This is a genomic window from Myxococcus sp. XM-1-1-1 (genome assembly GCF_020037095.1).
GTDB lineage: Bacteria > Myxococcota > Myxococcia > Myxococcales > Myxococcaceae > Myxococcus > Myxococcus fulvus.
Genome location: NZ_JAIQDH010000032.1, coordinates 14681 through 36538 on the forward strand (window position 1 = coordinate 14681; position 21858 = coordinate 36538).

Annotated in this window: 14 protein-coding genes; 8 read left to right on the plus strand and 6 right to left on the minus strand. The window is 69.6% G+C overall.

Annotation, left to right across the window (positions count from 1 at the left end; all coding sequences use genetic code 11):
• The first annotated feature begins 602 nt into the window (after positions 1–602).
• Both K8640_RS38250 and K8640_RS38255 read left to right on the plus strand, forming a co-directional pair.
• The gene (locus K8640_RS38250) at positions 603–1325 is read left to right on the plus strand and encodes a siderophore-interacting protein (protein WP_223751608.1); all 723 of its coding nucleotides are present in this window, start codon (positions 603–605) and stop codon (positions 1323–1325) included.
• 104 nt (positions 1326–1429) lie between these two features.
• Positions 1430–4171: a bifunctional acetate--CoA ligase family protein/GNAT family N-acetyltransferase gene (locus K8640_RS38255; protein WP_223751609.1), complete on the plus strand. Its 2742-nt coding sequence runs from the start codon at positions 1430–1432 to the stop codon at positions 4169–4171.
• A 30-nt stretch (positions 4172–4201) separates the two neighbouring features.
• Here K8640_RS38255 and K8640_RS38260 read toward each other — a convergent pair whose 3' ends face one another.
• Positions 4202–6889, minus strand: coding sequence for a galactose oxidase-like domain-containing protein (locus tag K8640_RS38260; RefSeq protein WP_223751610.1), 2688 nt, complete (start codon positions 6887–6889; stop codon positions 4202–4204).
• A gap of 216 nt (positions 6890–7105) precedes the next feature.
• On the opposite strand from K8640_RS38260, the gene K8640_RS38265 reads away from it, so the two are divergent.
• The gene (locus tag K8640_RS38265; RefSeq protein ID WP_223751611.1) at positions 7106–9652 is read left to right on the plus strand and encodes an RNA helicase; all 2547 of its coding nucleotides are present in this window, start codon (positions 7106–7108) and stop codon (positions 9650–9652) included.
• Positions 9653–9655: 3 nt separating this feature from the next.
• Here K8640_RS38265 and K8640_RS38270 read toward each other — a convergent pair whose 3' ends face one another.
• The 3 genes from K8640_RS38270 to K8640_RS38280 all read right to left on the minus strand — a co-directional run bounded on the left by K8640_RS38270 (position 9656) and on the right by K8640_RS38280 (position 13924).
• Complete coding sequence (locus tag K8640_RS38270; protein ID WP_223751612.1) at positions 9656–10171, minus strand: hypothetical protein; 516 nt, start codon at positions 10169–10171, stop codon at positions 9656–9658.
• Positions 10172–10535: 364 nt separating this feature from the next.
• On the minus strand, positions 10536–12887 hold the full coding sequence (locus tag K8640_RS38275; RefSeq protein WP_223751613.1) for a glycosyltransferase family 39 protein: 2352 nt from the start codon (positions 12885–12887) through the stop codon (positions 10536–10538).
• Positions 12888–13015: 128 nt separating this feature from the next.
• Entirely contained in the window at positions 13016–13924 is a 909-nt protein-coding gene (locus K8640_RS38280; protein ID WP_223751614.1) for a LysR family transcriptional regulator, read from the minus strand.
• A 112-nt stretch (positions 13925–14036) separates the two neighbouring features.
• On the opposite strand from K8640_RS38280, the gene K8640_RS38285 reads away from it, so the two are divergent.
• The 5 genes from K8640_RS38285 to K8640_RS38305 all read left to right on the plus strand — a co-directional run bounded on the left by K8640_RS38285 (position 14037) and on the right by K8640_RS38305 (position 19449).
• Positions 14037–14909: an SDR family NAD(P)-dependent oxidoreductase gene (locus K8640_RS38285; protein WP_223751615.1), complete on the plus strand. Its 873-nt coding sequence runs from the start codon at positions 14037–14039 to the stop codon at positions 14907–14909.
• 82 nt (positions 14910–14991) lie between these two features.
• Entirely contained in the window at positions 14992–15459 is a 468-nt protein-coding gene (locus tag K8640_RS38290) for a hypothetical protein (RefSeq protein WP_223751616.1), read from the plus strand.
• Between the two features lie 74 nt (positions 15460–15533).
• Positions 15534–18206: a phosphoenolpyruvate carboxylase gene (locus tag K8640_RS38295; protein ID WP_223751617.1), complete on the plus strand. Its 2673-nt coding sequence runs from the start codon at positions 15534–15536 to the stop codon at positions 18204–18206.
• A 10-nt stretch (positions 18207–18216) separates the two neighbouring features.
• Positions 18217–18681 carry a macro domain-containing protein gene (locus K8640_RS38300; protein ID WP_223751618.1) on the plus strand — a complete coding sequence of 155 codons (465 nt, stop codon included), beginning with the start codon at positions 18217–18219 and terminating at the stop codon, positions 18679–18681.
• Positions 18682–18741: 60 nt separating this feature from the next.
• Positions 18742–19449 (plus strand): hypothetical protein, encoded by a 708-nt coding sequence (locus K8640_RS38305; protein ID WP_223751619.1) that lies wholly within the window; start codon positions 18742–18744, stop codon positions 19447–19449.
• A gap of 12 nt (positions 19450–19461) precedes the next feature.
• On the opposite strand, the gene K8640_RS38310 is transcribed toward K8640_RS38305, so the two are convergent.
• Both K8640_RS38310 and K8640_RS38315 read right to left on the minus strand, forming a co-directional pair.
• Positions 19462–20736: a GDSL-type esterase/lipase family protein gene (locus K8640_RS38310; protein ID WP_223751620.1), complete on the minus strand. Its 1275-nt coding sequence runs from the start codon at positions 20734–20736 to the stop codon at positions 19462–19464.
• Positions 20737–20950: 214 nt separating this feature from the next.
• Entirely contained in the window at positions 20951–21814 is an 864-nt protein-coding gene (locus K8640_RS38315) for a hypothetical protein (protein WP_223751621.1), read from the minus strand.
• Between the last annotated feature and the right edge of the window lie 44 nt (positions 21815–21858).

Genomic DNA, 21858 nt, shown 5'->3' on the forward strand with positions numbered 1-21858 from the left:
GGATGCCCTGCGATGTGCAGATGCCCAATCCAATGGCAGCGGCCCCCGTGGAGGCGACGCTGCATCTGCCTGTGACATCGCGAAATTCGATTCGATCATGGTCGAGCGCGTGAAAGCACCGCTCCACAAGCACGCCCCATTCGTTGGATGCCTCTCTCACAACGCATCGTCCTCCATCTGCCCACGGCAACGTCGCGGCTCTTTGGAGGTTGGCTCCCCTCGGGGGGGGCGGGCCGCTGGGGCTTTCTGACTCGGCGCCGATGTCGCGCAGGCTGAGAGAAAGAGCAGAAGCGCGGCGCAGGCGCGGAGTCGCATGGTCGCGTCCCTTCAATCAGGCCAGGGTATTGTGGGTCAAGGCGGGCTTGCCCCGAGGATGCTGGCCGGCCCCGCATGGACAGTGGCTTCTGGCACGAGTCGATTCCCGCGGTGCCTTGGGCCCGGCACACACTCGTCCTCGATGGACTCTCGGTCGTCCTCTGCTGGCTCGTGTCCTTTCGACGCTTCACACTTCTTCATCTGAGCGTCATCTCTGTTCATCCGCGAGCAGGCGCGGAAGGTGGAGAATGTGCTCTCGGAAAGACGGCGTGCGTGGAGAGCGAGTCATGGCTTCGGGGCAGGGAATCATCGGCGGATTGTTGGGGCGGTTGTTCTTCCGGGAGGCGACGGTGGAGCGCGTCCGCGAGGTGTCATCGCACTTCCGCTGGGTGGAGTGGGTGGGGGATGGCCTGCGGGACGTGGCGTGGAGCCCGGGAGACAAGGTCCAGGTCTATCTCCCGGGCGAGGGCATGCGGACGTACACCCCGCTGGGCTGGGATGCGGCGCTGGGGGCCACGCGCTTCCTCGTCTATCTCCATGGTGACGGCCCTGGCGCGACGTGGGGACGTGCCATCAAGCCCGGGGACCGGTGCCAGTTCTTCGGGCCACGCGGCTCCATCGACCTGAAGTCCCTGCGTGGCCCCGTGGTGCTCTTCGGCGACGAGACGTCCTTCGCCGTCGCGCACACGCTGCGCAACCTGCGGGCGAGCACGGCCGACGTCGAATACGTGTTCGAGGTCTCCGAGCGCACCGAGTCGGAGTCCGTGCTCACGGAGCTGGGGCTCACCGGTGCCGCGGTGGTGGAGCGACAGGCGGCGGACGCGCACGCGACGGAGGTGGCGTCGCGGGTGCGCGCGGCGCTGGAGCGCAGACCTGGCGCGCAGCTCGTCCTGACCGGCCGCGCCCGCTCCATCCAGGCCCTGCGCTCCACGCTGCGCGACAGTGGCGCGCCCCACTCGGGACAGAAGGTGAAGGCCTACTGGGCCGACGGCAAGCGTGGCCTCGACTGAGGCTCACAGGGGGCGCCCTTCTCGACGAGACGGATGACGGGTGCCACACGCTTTTGACGCAAGAGCCTTGCGTGGGGCCCCGCGTCGCGTGAGACACGGGACCCATGGACCCGCGCGCCCCTGGCTCCCGGAAGTCGGACCCTTCCTACGACGTGCTGCACCAGCAGCAGCGCACACGTCAGCCCCTGGACGTTCTCTTCAAGCCGCGCAGCGTCGCGGTGGTGGGGGCCAGCGAGCGTCCGGGGAGCGTGGGGCGCACCGTCCTCTGGAACCTCATCAGCAACCCCTTCGGCGGCACCGTCTATCCCATCAACCCCAAGCGCCCCAATGTGCTGGGCATCCGCGCCTGGCCGTCCCTGCGCGCGCTGCCGGAGCCGGTGGACCTGGCCGTCGTCGTCACGCCCGCGGCCGCCGTGCCCGACGTCATCCGTGAATGCGCGGAGGTGGGCGTCCAGGGCGCCATCATCATCTCCGCGGGCTTCAGGGAGACCGGGCCCGAGGGCGCGGCCCTGGAGCAGGAGGTCCTCCAGATTGCCCGGGCCGCCGGCATCCGCATCATCGGCCCCAACTGCCTGGGCGTGATGCGTCCCCCCACGGGCTTCAACGCCACCTTCGCTGGCGCCATGGCCCGGCCGGGCAACGTGGCCTTCATCAGCCAGAGCGGCGCGCTCCTGACGGCCATCCTCGACTGGAGCCTGCGCGAGTCGGTGGGGTTCAGCGCCTTCGTCTCCGTGGGCTCCATGCTGGACGTGGGCTGGGGCGACCTCATCGACTACCTGGCCGATGACCCGATGACGCGCTCCATCCTCATCTACATGGAGTCCATCGGCGACGCGCGAGCCTTCCTCTCCGCCGCGCGCGAGGTCGCGCTCACCAAGCCCATCATCGTCATCAAGGCCGGACGCACGGCGCAGGCCGCGCAGGCCGCCGCGTCCCACACCGGCACGCTCACGGGCAGCGACGAGGTGCTCACCGCTGCCTTCCGCCGCTCCGGCGTGCTGCGCGTGGAGTCCATCTCCGACCTCTTCTACATGGCGGAGACGCTCGCCCGGCAGCCCAGGCCCTCGGGCCGCCGCCTCACGGTGCTCACCAACGCGGGAGGCCCTGGAGTCCTCGCCACCGATGCGCTCGTGGCCGGCGGAGGCGAGCTGGCGGTGCTCGGAGACGACACGCTCGCCGCGCTGAACACCTTCCTGCCGCCACAGTGGAGTCATGCGAACCCGGTGGACGTGCTGGGAGACGCGGACCCGGACCGCTACGCACGGGCGCTCGAGGTGGCGGGCAAGGACCCGAACAGCGACGGCCTGCTGGTCATCCTCACGCCGCAGGACATGACGGAGCCGACACAGACGGCGGACCGGCTCAAGCCCTACGCGAAGCTCGGGCACAAGCCCGTGCTGGCGAGCTGGATGGGAGGCTCCGAGGTCGCCGCCGGTGAGCGCATCCTCAACGACGCGGGCATCCCCACCTTCGGCTATCCCGACACGGCCGCGCGCATCTTCAATTACATGTGGCGCTACGCGTACAACCTCGCGGGCCTGTACGAGACGCCCACGCTCACCGAGGAGCCCGCCGGGCGTCGCGACGTGGCCCGTGGGCTCGTGGACGCCGCGCGGGCCCAGGGCCGAACGCTGCTGACGGAGTACGAGTCCAAGCAGCTGCTCGCCGCCTACGGCATCCCCACGGTGGAGACGCGGCTCGCCACGACCGAGGACGGCGCGGTGGCCGAGGCCCAGTCCCTGGGCTTCCCCGTGGTGCTCAAGCTCCACTCCTACTCGGTGACGCACAAGACGGACGTCGGGGGCGTGCGGCTGGACCTGCGGGACGTGGACGCCGTGCGCGCGGCGTTCCGGGGCATCCGAGAGCGACTGGTGGAGCTGGGACAAGGGGACGCCTTCGCGGGAGTGTCCGTGCAGCCCATGGTGCGACTCGGCGGCTACGAGCTCATCGTGGGCAGCAGCCTGGACCCGCAGTTCGGCCCGGTGCTGTTGTTCGGCGCGGGCGGGACGCTGGTGGAGGTGTTCAAGGACCGGGGGCTGGGCTTCCCGCCGCTCAACACCACGCTGGCGCGCAGGATGATGGAGCAGACGCGCATCCTCCAGGCGCTCAAGGGTGTGCGCGGGGCGAAGCCCGTGGACCTGGCGGAGCTGGAGCGACTGCTCGTGCGCTTCGGCCAGCTGGTGGTGGAGCAGCGCTGGGTGAAGGAGGTGGACATCAACCCACTGCTTGCCTCACCGGAGCGACTGCTCGCGCTGGACGCGCGCGTGGTGCTGCATCCCCCGTCCGTGACGGAGGCCGAGCTGCCCCGGCTGGTCATCGAGCCATATCCGCAGCAGTACGTGGCGCCCTTCCGGATGAAGAACGGCGAGGAGCTGTTGCTGCGCCCCATCCGCCCCGAGGACGAGCCGGCGATGGCGCGCTTCCACAAGACGCTCTCCGAGCAGACGGTGTTCCTGCGCTACGCGGGGCTGATGCAGCTGAGCACGCGCGTGGCGCACGAGCGCCTGGCGCGCATCTGCTTCAACGACTACGCGCGGGAGCTGGCGCTGGTGGCCGAGCGCAAGGGCGGAGAGCTGCTGGGGGTGGGGCGGCTGACACGCCTGCGAGGCACGGAGGACGCGGAGTACGCCATCCTCATCAGCGACGAGGTGCAGCACCAGGGCTTGGGGACGGAGATGCTGCGCCGGCTGGTGGAGGTGGGCCGCGCGTGGGGCGTGCGGCGCATCGTCGCGGACATCCTCGCGGGCAACCGGGCCATGCAGAACGTCAGCAAGCAGCTCGGGTTCTCCATCCTGCCGCACGAGGAGCTGGCCCCGGACATGGTCAAAGCGGTGAAGGTGCTGTGACTCACATCCGGGGCCGGTGACGCCCCGGGTTCAGCGGGCCTCGAGGTCCAGCTCGAGGTCGAACGCCACGTCGCTCGACTCCGCGTTGGCCTGCTTCACCATCACCGCGATGATGTTCTCCCCCTCGACGAAGACGGAGCCGTCGAAGCTGAAGGTGCTGAGGACCGCGTCCTTCACCACGCCGCTGGCGAAGGCGCCGTGCTCCATGCCGTTGTCCATGTAGCGCGAGTACACGAGTCGCCCGTTCACCCAGACGGCCACGCCGTCATCATGGAGCACCTGGAGGTGCGCGGTGTGGATGGCCTCGTCCAGGGTGAGCTTCTTGCGGAAGTACACGCTGGGCTGCACGGGGTTCGTCTTGGTGAGCACCGTGTGCTCGTCACCGTCGCCATAGCCGAGCCGGCCGGGCCCCTGCCGCCACGCGCTGTCGTTGAAGCCCAGGGAGGTCCACTGCGCGCCGGGGCTCACGTTGCGGTCATCGAGCTTCCAGTACTCCCCGAAGGCGATGGCCTTGAACCGGGGCGTGGCGGTGATGGTGAACGGCAGGTCCGTCTTGTCCTCGATGTCCGGCCGGGCGCCGTCCTGGATGCGCAGCACGCCCTGGGACGTCTCCGTGCGCGGCACCTTCCACTCGTAGAAGCCGATGTTCGACACGCCCGTCTCCACGGTGCTCCAGCTGGCGCCGTTGTCCTGGGAGAACTGCACGTCGACGGTGTCGACGCCCGCGCCGTGGGTCATCCACTGCACCGTCTGCAACTGGCCCGGCCGCAGCGTCTCGCCCCCGTTGGGGCTCTCCAGGAAGAGGGCGTCGTGCTGCATGCCGTCCGTCGTCACCTTCAGCTCCAGATCAAAGGACAAGTCGCTGGAGGTCGCGTTCGCCTGCTTCACCATGACGGCCAGCGTGTTCTCGCCCATCGCGAAGCGCATGCCGGGGATGGTGGTCTGGCTCAGGTGGTTGTCGGAGCTGGCGCCCTGGGCGTAGGCCGCGTGGGCGGGGTTGGGAATCAGGCTGTTGAACACCTGCGTCCCGTTGAGGAACACCGCCACGCCGTCATCATGAATCACCTTGAGCGTGGCCTGCTCCACCATGCCGTGCAGGGTGAACTTCTTGCGGAAGTACACCGTCGGCTGCGCGGGCGTCGTCTTCGTCAGCACGGTCCGCTCGTCCGCCTCGCCATAGCCGAGCTGCGCCAGGCCCTTCTTCCACGCGCTGTCGTTGAACGTCGCGGCCTTCCACGTCGGGCCCGGGTCGACGTTGCGGTCGTCGTACTTCCACTCGGCGCCGAAGGCCACGGCGGTGAAGCCCGTGTTCGGCGGCGGCTCCGTGGGCGGCGGCGTGGTGCCATCCCCGCCGATGCGGATGATCTTCGCGACGGACGGCACCTTGCGCCCGTTGAGCAGGAACAGCATGTAGTGCCCGGGCGGCGCCACGTTGGGGTTGGGGGGCGCGACGACGTTGAGCCCGCCGCCGCTCGCGGTGAAGCGCAGCTTCATGAAGCGCTGGTTCTCGTCGAACGCGTGTGTGACGGAGCCCAGCCGCACCCAGGAGGCCATGGTGATGTTGGCCGCGTCCGGCGTGTTGACGCGGAAGGTCTCCCCATAGCGGATGGTCGCGGGCGCGGAGGAGATGGTGGGACGCGGGCCCTTGAAGAGGTACGGCGGCGAGTAGACCTGCATCGTCTTCACGTTGCGGCTGCCGGCGGACAACAGGCGCCCGTCGGGCAGGAGCACGGTGGTGGAGTGATAGCCGCGATAGGTCCCCAGCGGGGCGAGCAGCGACCAGGTCTCCTTGACCGGGTCCCACAGCTCCGTCTCCAGGCGGGGGTAGTTGGGGTTGTCCGTGCCGGGGCCGCCGTGGCCGCCGGTGACGAGCACCGTCCCGTCCGGGAGCACGGTGCTGTTGTGCTGGCGGCGCACGTAGCGCATGGGGGCGACGGGGCGCCACGCGGGCTTGGTGACGTTGAGGTCCAGCACCTCCACGTTGTTGGTGGGCGGGTTGTCGCCGCCGGTGATGAGCACCTTGCCCTCGTCGTACATCACCGCGCTGCCATAGTTGCGGCTGGCGGTGTAGGTCGTGCGAGGGCCGCTGGTCCACGCGCCCACGCCGTCCGTGTCCAGATAGCGCGAGGGCCTCCAGTAGCCGGACATGAGCGTCTTGCCCGAGGGCATGACGAACATCCACGGGTAGTACATGAGCTCCAGGCTCGCGCCGGTGAGCGTCCGCCAGGAACCCTTCGACGTCTGCCACACCTGGGGAATGAGGTTCTTGGTGCGGTCCTCCTTGGCGCCGCCAATCACCAGCATGTCGCCGTTGGGCAGGGTGGTGACGGTGGGGTACCAGCGGCCCGCGTTCATGTTGGGCAGCCGCGTCCAGGTGAGCTTGAAGGGGTCGAAGATGGCGGCGTACGGCAGGCCCGAGTCATCCGCGATGTGGCCTCCGGCGATGAACAGCCGCCCGTCCGCCATGAAGGCGTGGCCCGAGCAGAAGATGTTGAAGCCCGCCTTGGGCAGGGGGGTGAGCGCGTCGGTGGTGGGGTCCCAGAGGTAGGGATTGTCTCCATCCGCGAACTCGGAGAAGAACATCACCTTCCCGGTGGGAAGCACGTGGGTGTGGACGGCGGAGTAGGGCCACTTCTTGACGGGCGCCCATTGGCCGACGACGGCCGGGTCCGTGGACTGCGCCTGGGCGACCGCGACCGAAACCCAGACGGAAAGCAAGGCGAGACGCCATCGATGGAACATCATGCTGCCCCTTTGTTGGCCGGAGGTCGCGCAACGGTAGGCATGCGCTCGGGCCCCCACATCGTTCCGGCGTGCGTGGCCAATGACGCGCGGTGGACCGTGCCATGGGCCCCTCGTCGTGGCTCGTACGGGGGGGCGCTCCGGGATTTCACAGCGGACGGGAGGCGGGGGCTGCTCTAGAGTCCGGCGGTGATGGCCACCCCTGAATCCCAAGCGCCGCTCGCAGCCCTGCTCCCCAAGAAGGGAGAGCCCGCGCTCGACCCGGACAGCATCCTGGACCGTTTCGTCGGCTATGTCGCATCGAACGGGCTCAGCCTCTACCCCGCCCAGGAGGAAGCCATCCTGGAGCTGCTCGCGGGCAAGCACCTGTTCCTCAAGACGCCCACGGGCTCCGGCAAGTCGCTGGTCGCCACCGCCCTGCACTTCAAGGCCATGGCCGAGGGCAAGGTCTCCTTCTACACGTGCCCCATCAAGGCGCTGGTGAACGAGAAGTTCTTCGCGCTGTGCGACGCCTTCGGCGCGGAGAACGTGGGCATGCTCACCGGCGACGCGAGCATCAACCGCGACGCGCCCATCATCTGCTGCACCGCCGAAATCCTCTCCAACCTCGCGCTGCGAGACGCGGGGGCGAAGGTGGACTACGTCGTCATGGACGAGTTCCACTACTACTCGGACCGCGACCGCGGCGTGGCGTGGCAGATTCCGCTCATCGCGCTGCCGCAGGTGACGTTCCTGTTGATGTCGGCGACGCTGGGCCCCACGCACATCATCGAGGAGAGCCTGCAGCGGCTCACCGGCCGCGAGGTGGCCACGGTGCGAAGCGCGCAGCGCCCGGTGCCGCTGGACTTCGACTACCGCGAGTCCGCGCTGCACGAGACGATTGAGGACCTCATCGCGCGCAAGAAGTACCCCATCTACCTGGTGAACTTCACGCAGCGCGCCGCCGCCGAGCAGGCGCAGAACCTCATGAGCGTGGACTTCTCCACCAAGGAGGAGAAGGAGGCCATCCGGCTGGCGCTGATGGACGCGCCCTTCGACACGCCCTACGGCAAGGACTTCCAGCGCTTCCTGCGCCACGGCATCGGCATGCACCACGCGGGGCTGTTGCCGAAGTACCGGCTCCTGGTGGAGAAGCTGGCGCAGGGCGGGCACCTGAAGGTCATCAGCGGCACGGACACGCTGGGCGTGGGCGTGAACATCCCCATCCGCACGGTGCTCTTCACGCAGCTGTTCAAGTTCAACGGCGAGAAGCTGGCGACCCTGAGCGTGCGCGACTTCCAGCAGATCGCCGGGCGCGCGGGCCGCAAGGGCTTCGACAACGAGGGCAGCGTCGTCGCGCAGGCGCCCGAGTACGTGGTGGAGAACATCAAGCAGGCGGCGAAGGAGGCGGCGGGCAAGAAGAAGGCGCCCAAGCAGAAGCCTCCGCAGAAGAACTTCGTGCAGTACGACAAGAACACCTTCGATCGACTCCAGACGGGCATGCCCGAGCCGCTGGAGTCACGCTTCGCGGTGTCGCACGGCATGATCTTGAACCTGCTCCAGAGCGACCACGTCCGGGGCACGGGGGGCTACCACCGGCTGGTGCAGCTCATCCAGCGCTGCCACGACTCGGACTTCCTGAAGCGCCGGCACCTGAAGGAGGCGGCGCGGGACTTCCGCACGCTGCGCGGCGCGGGAATCGTGGAGGTGCTGCGAGGGGAGGGCGGCTCGGGGGCCTCGGTGAAGGTGGCGCAGGAGCTCCAGCACGACTTCAGCCTCAACCACACGCTGTCGTTGTATCTGCTGGAGACGCTGGAACTGCTGGACCCGACCACGGAGACGTACGCGCTGGACGTGGTGACGCTGGTGGAGTCCATCCTGGAGAACCCGGAGGTGGTGCTCTACGCGCAATTGCACCAGCTCAAGGGCGAGAAGATTCAAGAGATGAAGGCGCAGGGCGTCGAGTACGACGACCGGATGGAGCAGCTGGAGAAGCTGGAGTGGCCCAAGCCGAACCGGGACTTCATCTACGGCACGTTCAACGCCTTCGCGCGCAAGCACCCGTGGGTGGGCGAGGAGAACATCCGCCCCAAGGCGGTGGTGCGGGACATGTTCGAGCGCTTCATGTCCTTCCACGACTACGTACGCGAGTACGGGCTGCAGCGCAGCGAGGGTGTGCTGCTGCGCTACGTCAGCGACGTGTACAAGACGCTGGCGCAGACGGTGCCGGAGCGCTTCCGCACGGAGGAGGTGGAGGACATCATCGACCACCTGCGCGCGACGATTCGTCAGGTGGACTCGAGCCTGGTGGACGAGTGGGAGCGCATGCGCAACCCGGACGCCGTGGTCGAGGCGAAGCCGGCGGTGGAGCTCAAGCCGAAGGAGCTCACCGAGGACCCGCGCGCCTTCGCGGCCCGCGTGCGCGAGGAGCTGCACCGGCTGCTGCGCGCGCTGGGGCAGAAGCGCTACACGGACGCGCTGACGCTCTTGGACAACCCGCTGGGCGAGTGGACGGCGCCGAAGCTCGAGCAGGCGATGGTGCCGTACCACGAGGAGCACAAGGTGGTGGTGCTCACGCCGCAGGCACGCAAGCCGGCGAACACGTTCCTGAAGGAGACGGGCCCCCGGCTCTGGGAGGTGCAGCAGCGCATCATGGACCCCGAGGGACATGGGGACTGGATGATCGACTGCGAGATTGACTTGCGAGATCGGCGGCTGGACGAGGGGGCCATCCTCATCCTGCGGCGCATCGGGCCGTAGGCTTCAGCCCTGGGGGCCGGGCTTCACGGGCTCGGCCTGGGCGTGCTCGGTGGGGACGGGGGTGACCTCGCCGTCACCGAGGACGGACTCCTCGACGTCGAAGTCGCCCTTGCCGTCGGGGACGAGGACCATCTTCCAGTCGAAGGTGGAGAGGATGATGCGGTCGGCGTCGCACTGGACCTCGACCGTGGTGTCCTCGACGGTCCAGGAGCCGACCCACACTGTCGTCTTGTCGATGCACTCGGTGTCGCCGCACTCCTCGGTGGACGCGACCCAGAGGCGGCCCTCGGGCGCGGAGGCGCAGGCGACGGGCTCGACGTGGCGCAGGCGCGGCGGGGCCATCTCGTCGGGGGCGCCGGAGAAGAGCTCCTCGGGCGACGGTGGAGTGAGGCTCGGCTCCAGCGTGGTCATGTCTGGCTGCTCGGTGGGCTCAGCAAGCGTCGTCGACCGCGCGAGCGCCCCGGACGCGGCCAGCGAGCCGCACATCACCGCCACCTTCCACCACCCTGTCGTCCACATGACCTTTCACCCCTGTTCGGCACCGTGGGCCGCGTCGTGTGCACAGGGGTTCTGCAAGGCGCGGACCGGGCCTGAGTGCGGTCGATGGGCCACAGGGGCGTGGCGTGTGCTCACGCGAGGCGGGAGGCCAACGCCGGTCATGGGTGGGATGCCGCGCCATTCGTCTGTGCCGGGGCTGATGCGCCGCTCGTGCACGGCGAGCCCGGTACATGAGGGCGTCATGGCTGGCGCACAGAGCGTACCGGGTGCGGCTGCCGCGCCGCGAAGCCAAGGCGCGTCGCTGACGGTTCAGGAGGCCTGGCGGAGCGAGTTGCTCGCGGAGAGGGCGGGTGCGGCGCCGAGTCACGAAGCCAAGGCGCGTCGCTCACGGTTCAGGGGGCGTGGCGGAGCGAGTAGCTCGCGGAGAGGGCGGTGGCGGAATGGGGACACCGGAAGGTCGGGCCTGGGCCAGTTCCTGGGCGATTCGCGCGAGGTTCTTGTCCTCGGGGGCGAGCTTGCTGGCGCGAGCGGCGAGGTCGCGAGCCAGTTCCAGTCGTCCCGCGCGGAGGTGATGCTCCGTGGCCACGCTCAGCACCCCAGGAGCCTCGGCGGCTTCCGCGAGCGCCATTGCCACGGTGTCCTCGAGCGGACGGGTCGCGAAGTTGTGCCCCGGTAGAAGCTGGAGGGCGCGCGCATAGGCGCGAAGCGCCTCGGCATGGCGGCCGAGTCCCGTGAGCGCGGCGGCGCGCAGGTGGTGGGTGACGGCCACGTCGGGAATGGCGGCGAGGACCGCGTCCGCGTCCTGCAGCGCACCGGTGAAGTTCCCCCAACGCAGGCGCGCGAGCCCTCGCGCGTGTCTGGCGCTCAACAGGTCGTGGATGGCGAAGAGCTTCGCGTCCCAGCGGGCTCGCTGTTCCTCCGCATCGGTGGCGAGCGACTCCGCGCCAGCCACCGCGAAGGCGAGGGCGTCCAGCGTGCCGCCTCGTTCATTCAGCGACGCCTCCGCGGCCTTCAACGCGCCGGCGCGGTCGCCACGTGACAACAGGCAATCCGCCACCACCAGGGCGGGGTCCAGCGAGGTGTCATAGAGCGCTCCGCGATAGCCCGCGTCCTGGGCCGCGTGTGCGGCGGGGAGGGCCTGGTCGCAGTGGCCGGCGCGCCGTGCCAGCTCCGAGGCGAAGTAGAGGTCCATGGGGGTCTCCAGGCCCAGCTTCTCCACGGACATCGCTCCCGAGCGCTCGGCGACCACGGGCGATTCGAACGGCACGCCGCGCAGGGGCCTCGCGAGCGCGGTGAACGGGTGCGCGGCCTGGAGTTGCTCGAAGGCCTGGGTCGCTTCGTCGTAGCGGCCCTGCTGGAGCGCGGTGTTGAGCGCCGCGCCCGGACTTCCCACGGCTTCCGTCCGCGCGAGCATCCGCTCCACGTCGCGCACGAAGGGGAAGAACGTGGGCAGGGCGAGACAGAGCGCGAGGCTGACGGTCAGCAGTCCGAGGACCCGGGGCTCGCGCCGTGACTCGAAGGCCATCACCGCGAGCGCGCTCGCGAACAGCGCCCAGGCGGGCAGCGCGGCCAGTCGGTAGCGGCTCACGACGTAGAAGCCCACGGCGAGCGCGCTGCTCGCGGCGAGGTAGAGCACGATGAGCCCGACGCTTCGTCGTCGCGCGAGCATGGCGCCGAGTCCGGCCACGCCGAGCAAGCCCAGGACCTGGGCATCGAGGAGAGGGAGCCCCGCGAGGTGCGCTTCGGCGCGGCGCACCTCGACCAGGTCGTGGCCTTCCGGGCCGAAGAGGAAGAACGCCAGCTTCCGGCCGAACAAGCCGAGGACGGTTCCTGGCTCCTCCAGCGCGAAGTTCAGCGTCTTGCGCATCCAGTACAGCTCGGTGCGGGAGGGGGACAGGTCTTCGCCCGCCTCGGCTCGGGCAAACTGTCGGTAGAGGCTGTGCGCGTGGTCGGGGCGCTCGGGGGAGCGCAGCTGCGCCTCGTACTGCTTGATGAGCGTGGGCGGTTGCGCGCCCAGTCCCGTGCCCTCGGGGCGGTTGCCCATGTGCAGCACGGCGCCCGCGCTCATGGTCGCGCCGAGGTGTGAACCCACGGTCGCGCGGATGATTTGAGCGGGCAGCCAGGATGAGAACATCCCCGTGCCCAGCAACAGCGCTCCGGCGAGCAGGCTCGCGCGTCGTGCCTCGTGGCGGCGCTCCCAGAGCATCCAGCCCGTCGCGAGGACGAGGATGGCGAGGCCCGTGGGACGTGTCGCTCCCGAGAGTCCGAGCAGCGCTCCGGCGAGCACCAGCCAGCGCTTCTGGAAGTGGGGCCGTGCGTGGGCCAGCAGCGCGAGCGCGCCCAGGTTGAGGACCATGACCAGCAGGTCCGGCTCCAGCGTGGCCTCGTAGAGGAGGACAGGCGTCGTCACCGCGACGAGCGTCGCGGCGAGGAGTCCCACGGGGCGCGACAGCAGCCGGGCGCCGAGCACATAGACGGCGATGAGCCCAAGCGCGCCCGCGATGCTCTGGACCCAGCGCAGCGGAGTAGGGGAGAGGGCCACGTTGAGGATGAGGTACAGGGGGCTGAAGTCCGCGCCCTGCTCGGGGAGCATCCGGCCCGACGTCAGCAGCCGCGCGCTGTCGGGGTACTTGGCGAACATGGCCCCGGGGAGGAGGACGAGCCCGAGCGCGACGTGCGCGACGCACAACACCAGCAGGACGATGGGGACAAACCCACGGGGGAGGGGCCGACTCATGCTCACGGAGGGCACCTTACCGGATGTGCCCGCCCGGAGCGTCAGGGCCCGCTCGAACGCGTGCAGGGCGGGAGGTATCGACCCGAGCAGGCGACCATGAACAGGATCCCCTCGGCAACAGGCTCACGTCAGGAGGTCCTTGCTCCCGAGCGTCGGGCCCGCAGGAAGTCGACGAGCGCGCGCAGCTTGAGGGGGAGTTGGGCCCGACTCGGGTAGTAGAGGAAGAGGCCGGGGAAGGGCGGACAGTAGTTGGAGAGCACCCGGACGAGGCGCTTGTCAGCCAGCTCCTGCTCGACGGTGTGCTCCATGACGTACGCGAGCCCCACGCCATCGAGCGCTCCTCGAACCATCAGCTCGTTGTCGTTGACGATGAGCCGCCCCTCCACGGCGACGGTGAAGTCCCGACCCTTGTCGCTGAACTCCCAGCGGTACACGGTGCCACTCCTGAGGTGGCGGTAGTTGATGCAGTCGTGCGCGTGCAAATCCCGTGGATGCTTGGGCCGTCCGCGCTCGCTCAGATACGCGGGTGAGCCGACCACCGTCATGCGCAGGTCGTCGGTGAGCCGCAGCGCCACGACGTCCTTGTCGAGCATCTCGCCGAGTCGGATACCCGCGTCGAAGCCGTGCTCCACGATGTTGGTGATGCCGTCGTCGACGACGATGTCGAGCTTGAGCTCCGGATTCGCCGCGAGGAAGCCCCCCAGGATGGAGTCGAGCACCGCCGCGATGGCCAGCCGGGGCACATTGAGTCGCAGCGTGCCGGAGGGACGCCCGCGGACCGCGTCGAGTGACTCGAAGGCGGAGCGGATGCTCGCCATCGCGGGCCTGAGCTGCGATAGGAAACGCTCGCCTGCCTCCGTCAGACCGACGCTCCTCGTCGTCCGCTGGAGCAGCCGCACGCCCACCCGCTCCTCGAGCGCCCGGATGCTCTGGCTGAGTGCCGACGGCGTCACGCTCAACTGGGCCGCCGCGGCCGTGAAGCTGCGCTTGTCCGCCACCGCCGCCAGCGCGTTCAGCCCCGAGTAGTCGTCTCGCATGTGCATCTTTTAGCGAAACTTAAAAAACCATCGCAATTCCACTGCTAATCACGAGGTCCCCGGACTCCTATTCTGAACTGCGTCAACGAACTCGCAGTCGAAGGAGTCCACCATGGGCAGCCAAGGTTCTTCAGCGTCCACCTCCAACAAGGTCTGGTTCATCACGGGAGCGTCCTCGGGACTGGGGCGTGCGCTCGTCGAGGAGGTGCTGCGGCGAGGCGACAGCGTGGTCGCCGCCGCGAGGCAACCGCAGGTCCTCGCGGAGCTGGCGTCGTCGGCCTCGGGGCGGCTGCGCCTCGCCGCACTGGACGTGACGCAGCCCGAGAAGGTGCGCGACGCCGTGACGACCGCCATCTCCCGCTTCGGCCACATCGACGTGCTGGTCAACAACGCGGGCTTCAGCATCCTCGGCGCCATCGAGGAGACGAGCGACCGGGACCTGCGCGCGACGATGGAGTTGATGTTCTTCGCCGCCGTCACCACCACGCGCGAGGTGCTGCCTCACATGCGGGCACGGGGCTCCGGCACCATCGTGCAGGTCTCGAGCGTCGCGGGGCTCTCCTCCGCGCCGGGCTTCGGTGCCTATTGCGCCGCGAAGCACGCCCTGGAAGGCATGTCCGAGAGCCTCGCGCAGGAGGTGAAGCCGCTGGGGATTCGCGTGCTCGTAGTGGAGCCGGGGACCTTCCGCACCTCGCTGTTCGGCGCTTCGTTCCGGCACATGCCCGCGATGAGCGCCTACGAGGGAACGGTGGGGCAGTTGCGCACCTGGGTGCGCCAGACGGACGGCAAGCAGGGCGGAGACCCGGTGAAGGCAGCCCGGGTCATGGCGGACGTCATCGCGCGACCGAGCGCGGAGCTTCCGTTGCGGCTGCCCTTGGGCGGTGACGCCGTGGAACAGATTCGCGCCAAGTTGTCCCTCGTCGCCACCGATGTCGACCGGATGGAGCTTCTCTCGCGCTCCACTGCCTTCGACGCGAAGACGTAGCCGCGAAGTGCCCGGTCAGCTCCCGCCCGTTCGCGCCGTCGGCGCGCTCGACCCGCGTCGAACCCAACGAGGAGCCGGCCCCATGGGCTACAGCATTCAACGACCGTCGGAGCTGTTCGAATCCGTTCGCTACAACACCAAGACCACCCCCGACCTTCGGGTGGCGATGCAGAAGAAGGTCAAGGAGCTGGTGGCGCGCATCGAGGACCGCGAGGGCCGGATGTGTCGCATCCGCGCGGAGTACCAGATCGACTCCGAGCGTCTGGCCGCGCTGGTCATCCAGTTCCAGAACAAGAAGTCCGAGTTCGTCTCCTATCAGAACCAGGGCGGCTCCCCGAGTGAAGCCATCGTGCCCGCGGGCGTCATCGCCAACCTCATCAAGGAGGGAGAGATGATCGACTCGGAGCGAGGGCAGATCCGAAAGCTGGAGCTGGTGCTGCGCAACCTTCCGGACTCGGAACTGTACAACCACCCGGAGACTGGCGAGGTCCTGAGCCGGCAGCCGTTGCACCAGCTGACCGATGACGAGCTCGAATACCTTGGGTTCTGAGGTGGACGAGAAACGACGGGCCCGCCGACATTGCCCGCGCGGCCCGTGGCGGAAGGCGTTACCTTCCACGGCATATGGCCCGTGTCCGTGCCGTGGATCAGCCCCTGCGTCGTGATGTCCGCCTGCTCGGGCGACTGTTGGGAGAGGTGCTCGTCGAACAGGAAGGCCAGGACCTGTTCGACCTGGAAGAGGAGGTCCGTCGGCTCGCCATCCAGCGACGACGCGGCCCCGTGGCGGGAAGGCGCGCCTCCGCGGCCGAGCTCGCGGAGATCCTCAAGCGCCTGCCTCTGGAGCGCACCGAGCCCGTGCTCCGCGCCTTCTCGGTGTACTTCCAGCTCGTCAACCTCGCCGAGCAACACCACCGCATCCGCCGCGCCCGCGCGCACTCCAGCGCCGAGTCCACGACGCCCCAGCGTGGCTCGCTGGAGGCGACGATGCTGTCGCTCAAGGACGCGGGCATCCCCGCGACCCGCGTCCGCGAGGCGCTGCGCCAGATGCACGTGACGCTCACGCTCACCGCGCATCCCACGCAGGCCGTGCGCCGCACGCTGCTCGAGAAGCTCTACCGCATGGCCAGCCTGCTCGAGGAGCGCGACCGGTGCGAGCTGACGCCCCGCGAGAGCGCCGCCAACGTGGAGTCCCTCCGCGAGGAGATCACCACGCTGTGGCAGACGGACGAACTGCGCCGCGAGCGGCCCACCGTGGGCGACGAGGTGAAGAACGCCCTCTGGTACGTCGAGGAGGTCATCGCCGAGCAGCTCTCCGAGCTGCCCGAGCTGCTCGACTGGGCCTTCGAGCGCGCCTACGGAGAACCCCTCGGCCAGGTGGACACGCCCGTGCGAGTCCACTCGTGGGTCGGCGGAGACATGGATGGCAACCCGCTGGTGACACCGGAAGTCTTCGCGGACACGCTGCGGGCCCACCGTGCACGTGGGTTGCGCCTGCTGACCCAAGGCCTGGAGCGCCTGGGCGGAATGCTCTCGCAGTCGGAGCGCCACGCGAAGCCGTCGGCGGAGCTCGTCGCCTCCCTGGAGCGCGACGCGAAGGAACTCCCCGAGGCCGAGCAGCGCCTGGGGCCGCGCACCATCGGCGAGCCCTGGCGTCGCAAGCTGCGCTTCATGGAGGAGCGGCTGAATCAGGCCCTGCGCCATGTGCTGGCCCAGCGCACCGGTGACGCGGGCCCCATGCCGGCCAGCGCCTATCGCACGCCCGAGGCCCTGCTCGCGGACCTGGACCTGTTGTCGCGCTCGCTCGAGGAGGCGAAGGCCGCGAAGTCCGGCCTGCGCCAGGTGCGCCGCATGCGCGAGCGGGTCCTCGCGCTGGGGCTCTCCCTGGCCGAGCTGGAGGCGCGCGTGCCCGCCGAGGACGCGGTGAGCGCGGCGGCCTCGCTGGACGCGGGAGGTCCCGCTCCCTCCGAGGGTGGCAAGCGGCTGCTCGCGGTGCTGGAGAAGCTGCGCGAGGCGCAGGCCGAGGCCGGTGAGCCCGCCTGTCGCACGCTCATCCTCAGCATGGCCAGCACGGCCGAGGATGTCCTCGCGGCCTTCAAGTGCCTCAAGCTCACGGGCCTGTGGGATGAGCAGCGCGGCTGCGCCACCGTGGACGTCGTCCCGCTCTTCGAGCAGCTCGGCGCGCTCGACGGTGGACCCGATGTGCTGCGCACGCTCTTCGCCAACGCCGAGTACCGCAAGCACGTCGACGCGCGCGGCTTCCAGGAGGTCATGGTCGGCTACAGCGACTCGGGCAAGGAGGTGGGGCTGCTGGCCGCCAGCGCCGCGCTCTATCGCGCCCAGGTCGCGCTCACCGAGGCGGCCGCCCAGTCCGGTGTCCCCCTTCGCCTGTTCCACGGTCGCGGCGAGTCCGTGGCCCGCGGTGGTGGCCCCGCCCAGGAGGCCATCCTCGCGCTGCCTCCCGGTGCCGTGGCCGGTGGCTACAAGGCGACGGAGCAGGGCGAGGCCCTGGACCACAAGTACGCGCGCCCGGAGCTGGCTCGCCGCACGCTGGAGCTCATCCTGGGCGGCGTGCTGCCCCACCTGCTCGACGCGCAGCCTCGCCCGACGCCGGAGGACGAGAAGACCTTCCGCGCCACGTTCGACACGCTGGCGGAGACGGGGCGCAAGGCCTACCGCGCGCTCGTGTGGGAGGACCCTCGCTTCCTGGAGTTCTTCACCACGGCGACGCCCGTGGAGGAGATCTCCGCGCTGCCCATCGGCTCGCGCCCCAGCAAGCGCAAGGCCGGAGGGCTCGAGTCGCTGCGCGCGATTCCCTGGGTGTTCGCCTGGACGCAGAACCGGGCCATCGTCCCGGGCTGGTACGGCGTGGGCTCCGCGCTGGAGGCCTTCTCGAAGGAGCCGGGCGGGCCCGCGCTGCTCAAACGCATGTACCGCCAGTGGCCCTTCTTCAAGGCCGTCATCGACAACGTCACCATGGTGCTGGCCAAGTCGGACATGGCCATCGCCGGGCGCTACGCGGCGCTCGCCCCCGCGTCCACGAAGGCCCTGTGGCGTCGCATCCAGCAGGAGCACCGGCGCACGCGTCGGCAGGTGAAGCGGCTGACGGGGGAGGGGAAGCTGCTCGACAACAACCCCCAGCTCCAGCGCGCCATCGCCCTGCGCAACCCGTACGTGGATCCGATGTCCTTCCTCCAGGTGGAGCTGTTGCGCCGCAAGCGCGAGAGCGACTGTGACTGCGACAGGCCGCTGTTGCTCTCGCTCAACGGCATCGCGGCCGGCATGCGCAACACCGGTTAGAGTCCGCGCCATGCCCGTCTCTGTCTGCGAAGGCGACCTGCTGGACCAGCCGGTGGAGGCCATCGTCAATGCCTGGAACCGGAACATCATCCCCTGGTGGCTGCTGTTGCCGCAGGGGGTGTCCGGCGCCATCAAGCGACGGGGTGGCGTCGGCCCCTTCCGCGAGGTGGCGAGAGCGGGCCCCATGCCGCTGGGCTCGGCGGTGGTGACCTCCGCGGGGCGGCTGCCCTTCAAGGCCATCATCCACGTGGCGGGCATCGACATGCTGTGGCGCGCCTCCCAGCGCTCCATCCAGGACTCGGTCCGCAACGCCCTGGAGAGGGCCCGTGAGCAGGGCCTCCACTCCGTGGCCTTCCCCATCATCGGCGCGGGCTCCGGCAGCTTCGACGAGACGCGCGCGCTCGAGCTGATGAGGCAGGTCCTGGACGCGGAGGCGGGGGACCTCGACGTGCGCGTGGTGCGCTTCCGGCGCTGACGACTTAACCTTCAGCGCTCCAATACAGACGTCTTCAACGGCTTTCGAGACGAGGTCGGGATGGCCAGGGACGCATTCACGGTGGAGGACGTCAACGCCCAGCACGGCTTCGCGCTCTTGCGGCCGGACTCGGGAGAGGGGCCATTCCATGCCCCGCTCTATCCGGAGCCGGAGTCCGACGCGCCTCCCTTCCAGCTGCGCAAGGGAGACCGGGTGACGGGACAGCGTCGCGGGCAGTCCGTGACGGAGGTCGCGTGGGTGACGCGCGTGGAGCCGCCGTACGAGCTGGTGGAGCGCATGGCGGAGCTGCTCGCGAAGCTGGAGCAGTGGGAGCTGAAGGTCCCCGCCACCGCGCTGGAGCTCGCCGAGCACCACTGGCGCCAGAGCCGTGAGGACCCGCTGCGCAGCGAGCTGACGTCGCAGTTGCCCACCTTCTTCGACTGGGAGCTGTCCCACCCGTACAAGGACGGCGCGCTGCTGGAGCGACTGGAGGCGGCGCTGCAGCCCTATCTGCCGGGCTTCGCGGTGCGGCCCCTCCAGGGGCGCGAGGCCTTCGTCGTGGACCCCGGAGGACACGAGGTCGAAGCGGGCGAGGGGGACTGGGACGCGCCCGCCACCACCTTCGAGCCGCTGCTCCAGCGGGTGAACGCCGTGCTGGAGCAGGCGGGCGCGCCCGTGCGCTGGGTGCCCACGGGCAACGACTGGGTGCTGGCTCCGCCAGCACTGGCGGAGCTGCTCGTCCTCAACAACGTGCTCGGACCCCGCTGAGCCACAGCGGGGCTACAGCTCGCCCCGCTCGCGCAGCGTGCGCACCACCTCGGCCGCCATCACCCGGTGGCCCTCGGTGCTCGGGTGGATGCCGTCGATGCCCAGGCCGTCGAGGTAGAGGTGCACGTTGCTCGTCTGCCGCATCACCGACTCCAGGTCGATGACGTCCGTGCTTGTGCCGCCGCCGCGCAGCCACGCGTTGAAGCCCAGCCGCTGCGACTTCACGTAGTCATAGGCGCCGTAGTTCGTCTTCTCCTTCGGCAACAGCGTGCTCACCCACACGCGGCAGAAGGGCTCCAGCCGCTGCACCAGCAGGAGCATCCGCGTCTCCATCTGCTCCTCCGCGCCCGCGTCGCCCAAATCATTGGTGCCCAGCAGCACCAGGCAGTCGGTGACGCCCTTCACCGCGAGCACCTCGTCGGACAAGAGCCTCAGCGCGTCGTAGAAGCCCTGGCCGCTGACGCCCGCGTTGACCACGGGCACGCCCAGCTGCGCCTCCACCAGCGCCGGCCAGGCGTTGCGCGTGTCGTTGCGCAGGTCGACGTAGCCCTCGGTGATGCTGTCACCCAGCGCGATGAAGGCGCGGCCCGTGGGGCCCTCCACGTGCACCGAGGCCACGCCCACGGAGCGCTCGAAGGGCTCGCCGCCGATGGCGCCCGTCACCAGCGCATGCGTGCCCGCTCGCGCGAAGCTGCCCGGGAAGGCGTTGATGGCGCTGGCGGCCAGCGCCCCACGCACCTCGAAGGTGATGGCCACGTCCTCGCGGAAGCCCACGGGGAACACCACCGGGTCCGACGTCACCAGCGCGCGCGCGCCGACGTTGAAGCCCGGCTTGCCCTCGAAGCTCAGCGCCACCGGCGCCGACACCAGCGAGCCGTCCACGCCCGCCTTCGCCACCGTGGCGCGCTGGAGCATGAGGTTCCCGTCGCCCGCGCGGAACGTCACCTGGAGCCGCTCTCCGGCGCGCGCCACCGGCACCCGCAGGCGGAACGTGGTGACACCGCCCACGTAGTGAGACCAGCGCAGCGCCTGATGGAAGCCCGGCTGGAAGCCGATGCTCGGCAACGGCGGCTGCGGCGCGGGCGGCGGCGGTGAGCTCACGTGCCCGTCGTCGTTGAGCACCAATGGCGGCGCCACGTCCACGGAGGCATCCGGCGCGTTCGTGGACTCACCCTGCTCTTGAGAAGGCTCTTCCGACAACGGGTCCTCGGGGCTGCTGGGAGTGCACGCCAACTGCGCGCCACCCACGCATGCGAGGACACCGAGCCACGTCCGCCACATTCGCATCGTCGCTCCCTCCCGACGACGCACGATGTACACCGCTCATTCCCGCGACGACCACCGAACATGCGCGCAAGTCCCGAGGCTCGCGGCGCACGCCCCCTTGGTCTCCGGGCGAGATGGAGACAACGCTTTCCCTGTCACGCGAACCCGCCGGCCTTGCTCGGGTCCATCGTTCACCCACATGGCGGCGGAAGTTGCCCCACGTGGGTAACCCGCTTCATGGGATGCAGGCTCCCACCCCAGGATTGTCATTCAGTGGACGGCATGTCCCGGCGGTGCATGCGGGCGAGCTGGAGGGCCTGCACAGCGGCCGGCAGTTGAGCCCTTGCCCCGTGTTCACACAGGCGCTCCCCGGCGCGCACTGGTTGCTGAAGTCGCACGGCTCACCCGTCGCGCGAGTCCCGCTGCCCGCGCACACCGGACCCGACGAGGACGGGTAGCAGCTGAGCGGCGCCGCGCAGCCCTGCGCGAACGGGTCGCACGGCTGCGAGCGCGGTCCGCACAACAGCGGCAGCTCCGACGTGCCCGCCAGCCGCAGCACCGTGTTGCACTCGCGCGAGTCCGTGCACTGGCTGCTCGTGTGGCACAGCTTCCGGCAGAAGAAGCCCACGCCGCCGTCGTCCTGCCGCTCGTCCTTGCAGAACAGGCCCGCCGCGCACGTGTCGAACTCCGGCCCACCGTCCGTGGGGGACAGCGTGCACCGCGCGCCCTCGGCGACGGTGCCCGCCTCCACGCACCGGCGCTCCGTCACCGCGCCCGTGCTCACGTACGTGCAGCGCTGCCCCTGCGCGCAGTTCTGCAGCACCACGTCACACGCCGCCGCGAAGCACCGGCTGCCCGTCTTGCCGCCCGACAGGTCCGCGAAGTGACAGCTCTGGCCGGTTCCGCAGCCTTCCTGTCTTGCGACGTTGCACGCGAAGTCGGGACTCACGCCGCCATCGCCCGCGCCGCCTCCGTCCGGGTCTCCGGGCACCCCGGAGTCACCCTGGCCGGGGCCCGGCTGTTTGTCGTCGTCATCACACCCAGGCGTGACGAGCGCCAGGAAGAGGGTCCCCGTCAACACCGCGAGCCACGCACGCATCCCGAACTCCCGAATCGAACTGTGTGAGGACTTACCTGATGGCG

What these genes read in the sequence shown, in the direction of transcription:
- K8640_RS38250 (WP_223751608.1), top strand. Translation starts at nt 603, where the DNA reads ATGGCTTCGGGGCAGGGAATCATCGGCGGATTGTTGGGGCGGTTGTTC.
- K8640_RS38255 (WP_223751609.1), top strand. Translation starts at nt 1,430, where the DNA reads ATGGACCCGCGCGCCCCTGGCTCCCGGAAGTCGGACCCTTCCTACGAC.
- K8640_RS38265 (WP_223751611.1), top strand. Translation starts at nt 7,106, where the DNA reads ATGGCCACCCCTGAATCCCAAGCGCCGCTCGCAGCCCTGCTCCCCAAG.
- K8640_RS38270 (WP_223751612.1), bottom strand. Translation starts at nt 10,171, where the DNA reads ATGTGGACGACAGGGTGGTGGAAGGTGGCGGTGATGTGCGGCTCGCTG.
- K8640_RS38275 (WP_223751613.1), bottom strand. Translation starts at nt 12,887, where the DNA reads ATGAGTCGGCCCCTCCCCCGTGGGTTTGTCCCCATCGTCCTGCTGGTG.
- K8640_RS38280 (WP_223751614.1), bottom strand. Translation starts at nt 13,924, where the DNA reads ATGCGAGACGACTACTCGGGGCTGAACGCGCTGGCGGCGGTGGCGGAC.
- K8640_RS38285 (WP_223751615.1), top strand. Translation starts at nt 14,037, where the DNA reads ATGGGCAGCCAAGGTTCTTCAGCGTCCACCTCCAACAAGGTCTGGTTC.
- K8640_RS38290 (WP_223751616.1), top strand. Translation starts at nt 14,992, where the DNA reads ATGGGCTACAGCATTCAACGACCGTCGGAGCTGTTCGAATCCGTTCGC.
- K8640_RS38295 (WP_223751617.1), top strand. Translation starts at nt 15,534, where the DNA reads ATGGCCCGTGTCCGTGCCGTGGATCAGCCCCTGCGTCGTGATGTCCGC.
- K8640_RS38300 (WP_223751618.1), top strand. Translation starts at nt 18,217, where the DNA reads ATGCCCGTCTCTGTCTGCGAAGGCGACCTGCTGGACCAGCCGGTGGAG.
- K8640_RS38305 (WP_223751619.1), top strand. Translation starts at nt 18,742, where the DNA reads ATGGCCAGGGACGCATTCACGGTGGAGGACGTCAACGCCCAGCACGGC.
- K8640_RS38310 (WP_223751620.1), bottom strand. Translation starts at nt 20,736, where the DNA reads ATGCGAATGTGGCGGACGTGGCTCGGTGTCCTCGCATGCGTGGGTGGC.
- K8640_RS38315 (WP_223751621.1), bottom strand. Translation starts at nt 21,814, where the DNA reads ATGCGTGCGTGGCTCGCGGTGTTGACGGGGACCCTCTTCCTGGCGCTC.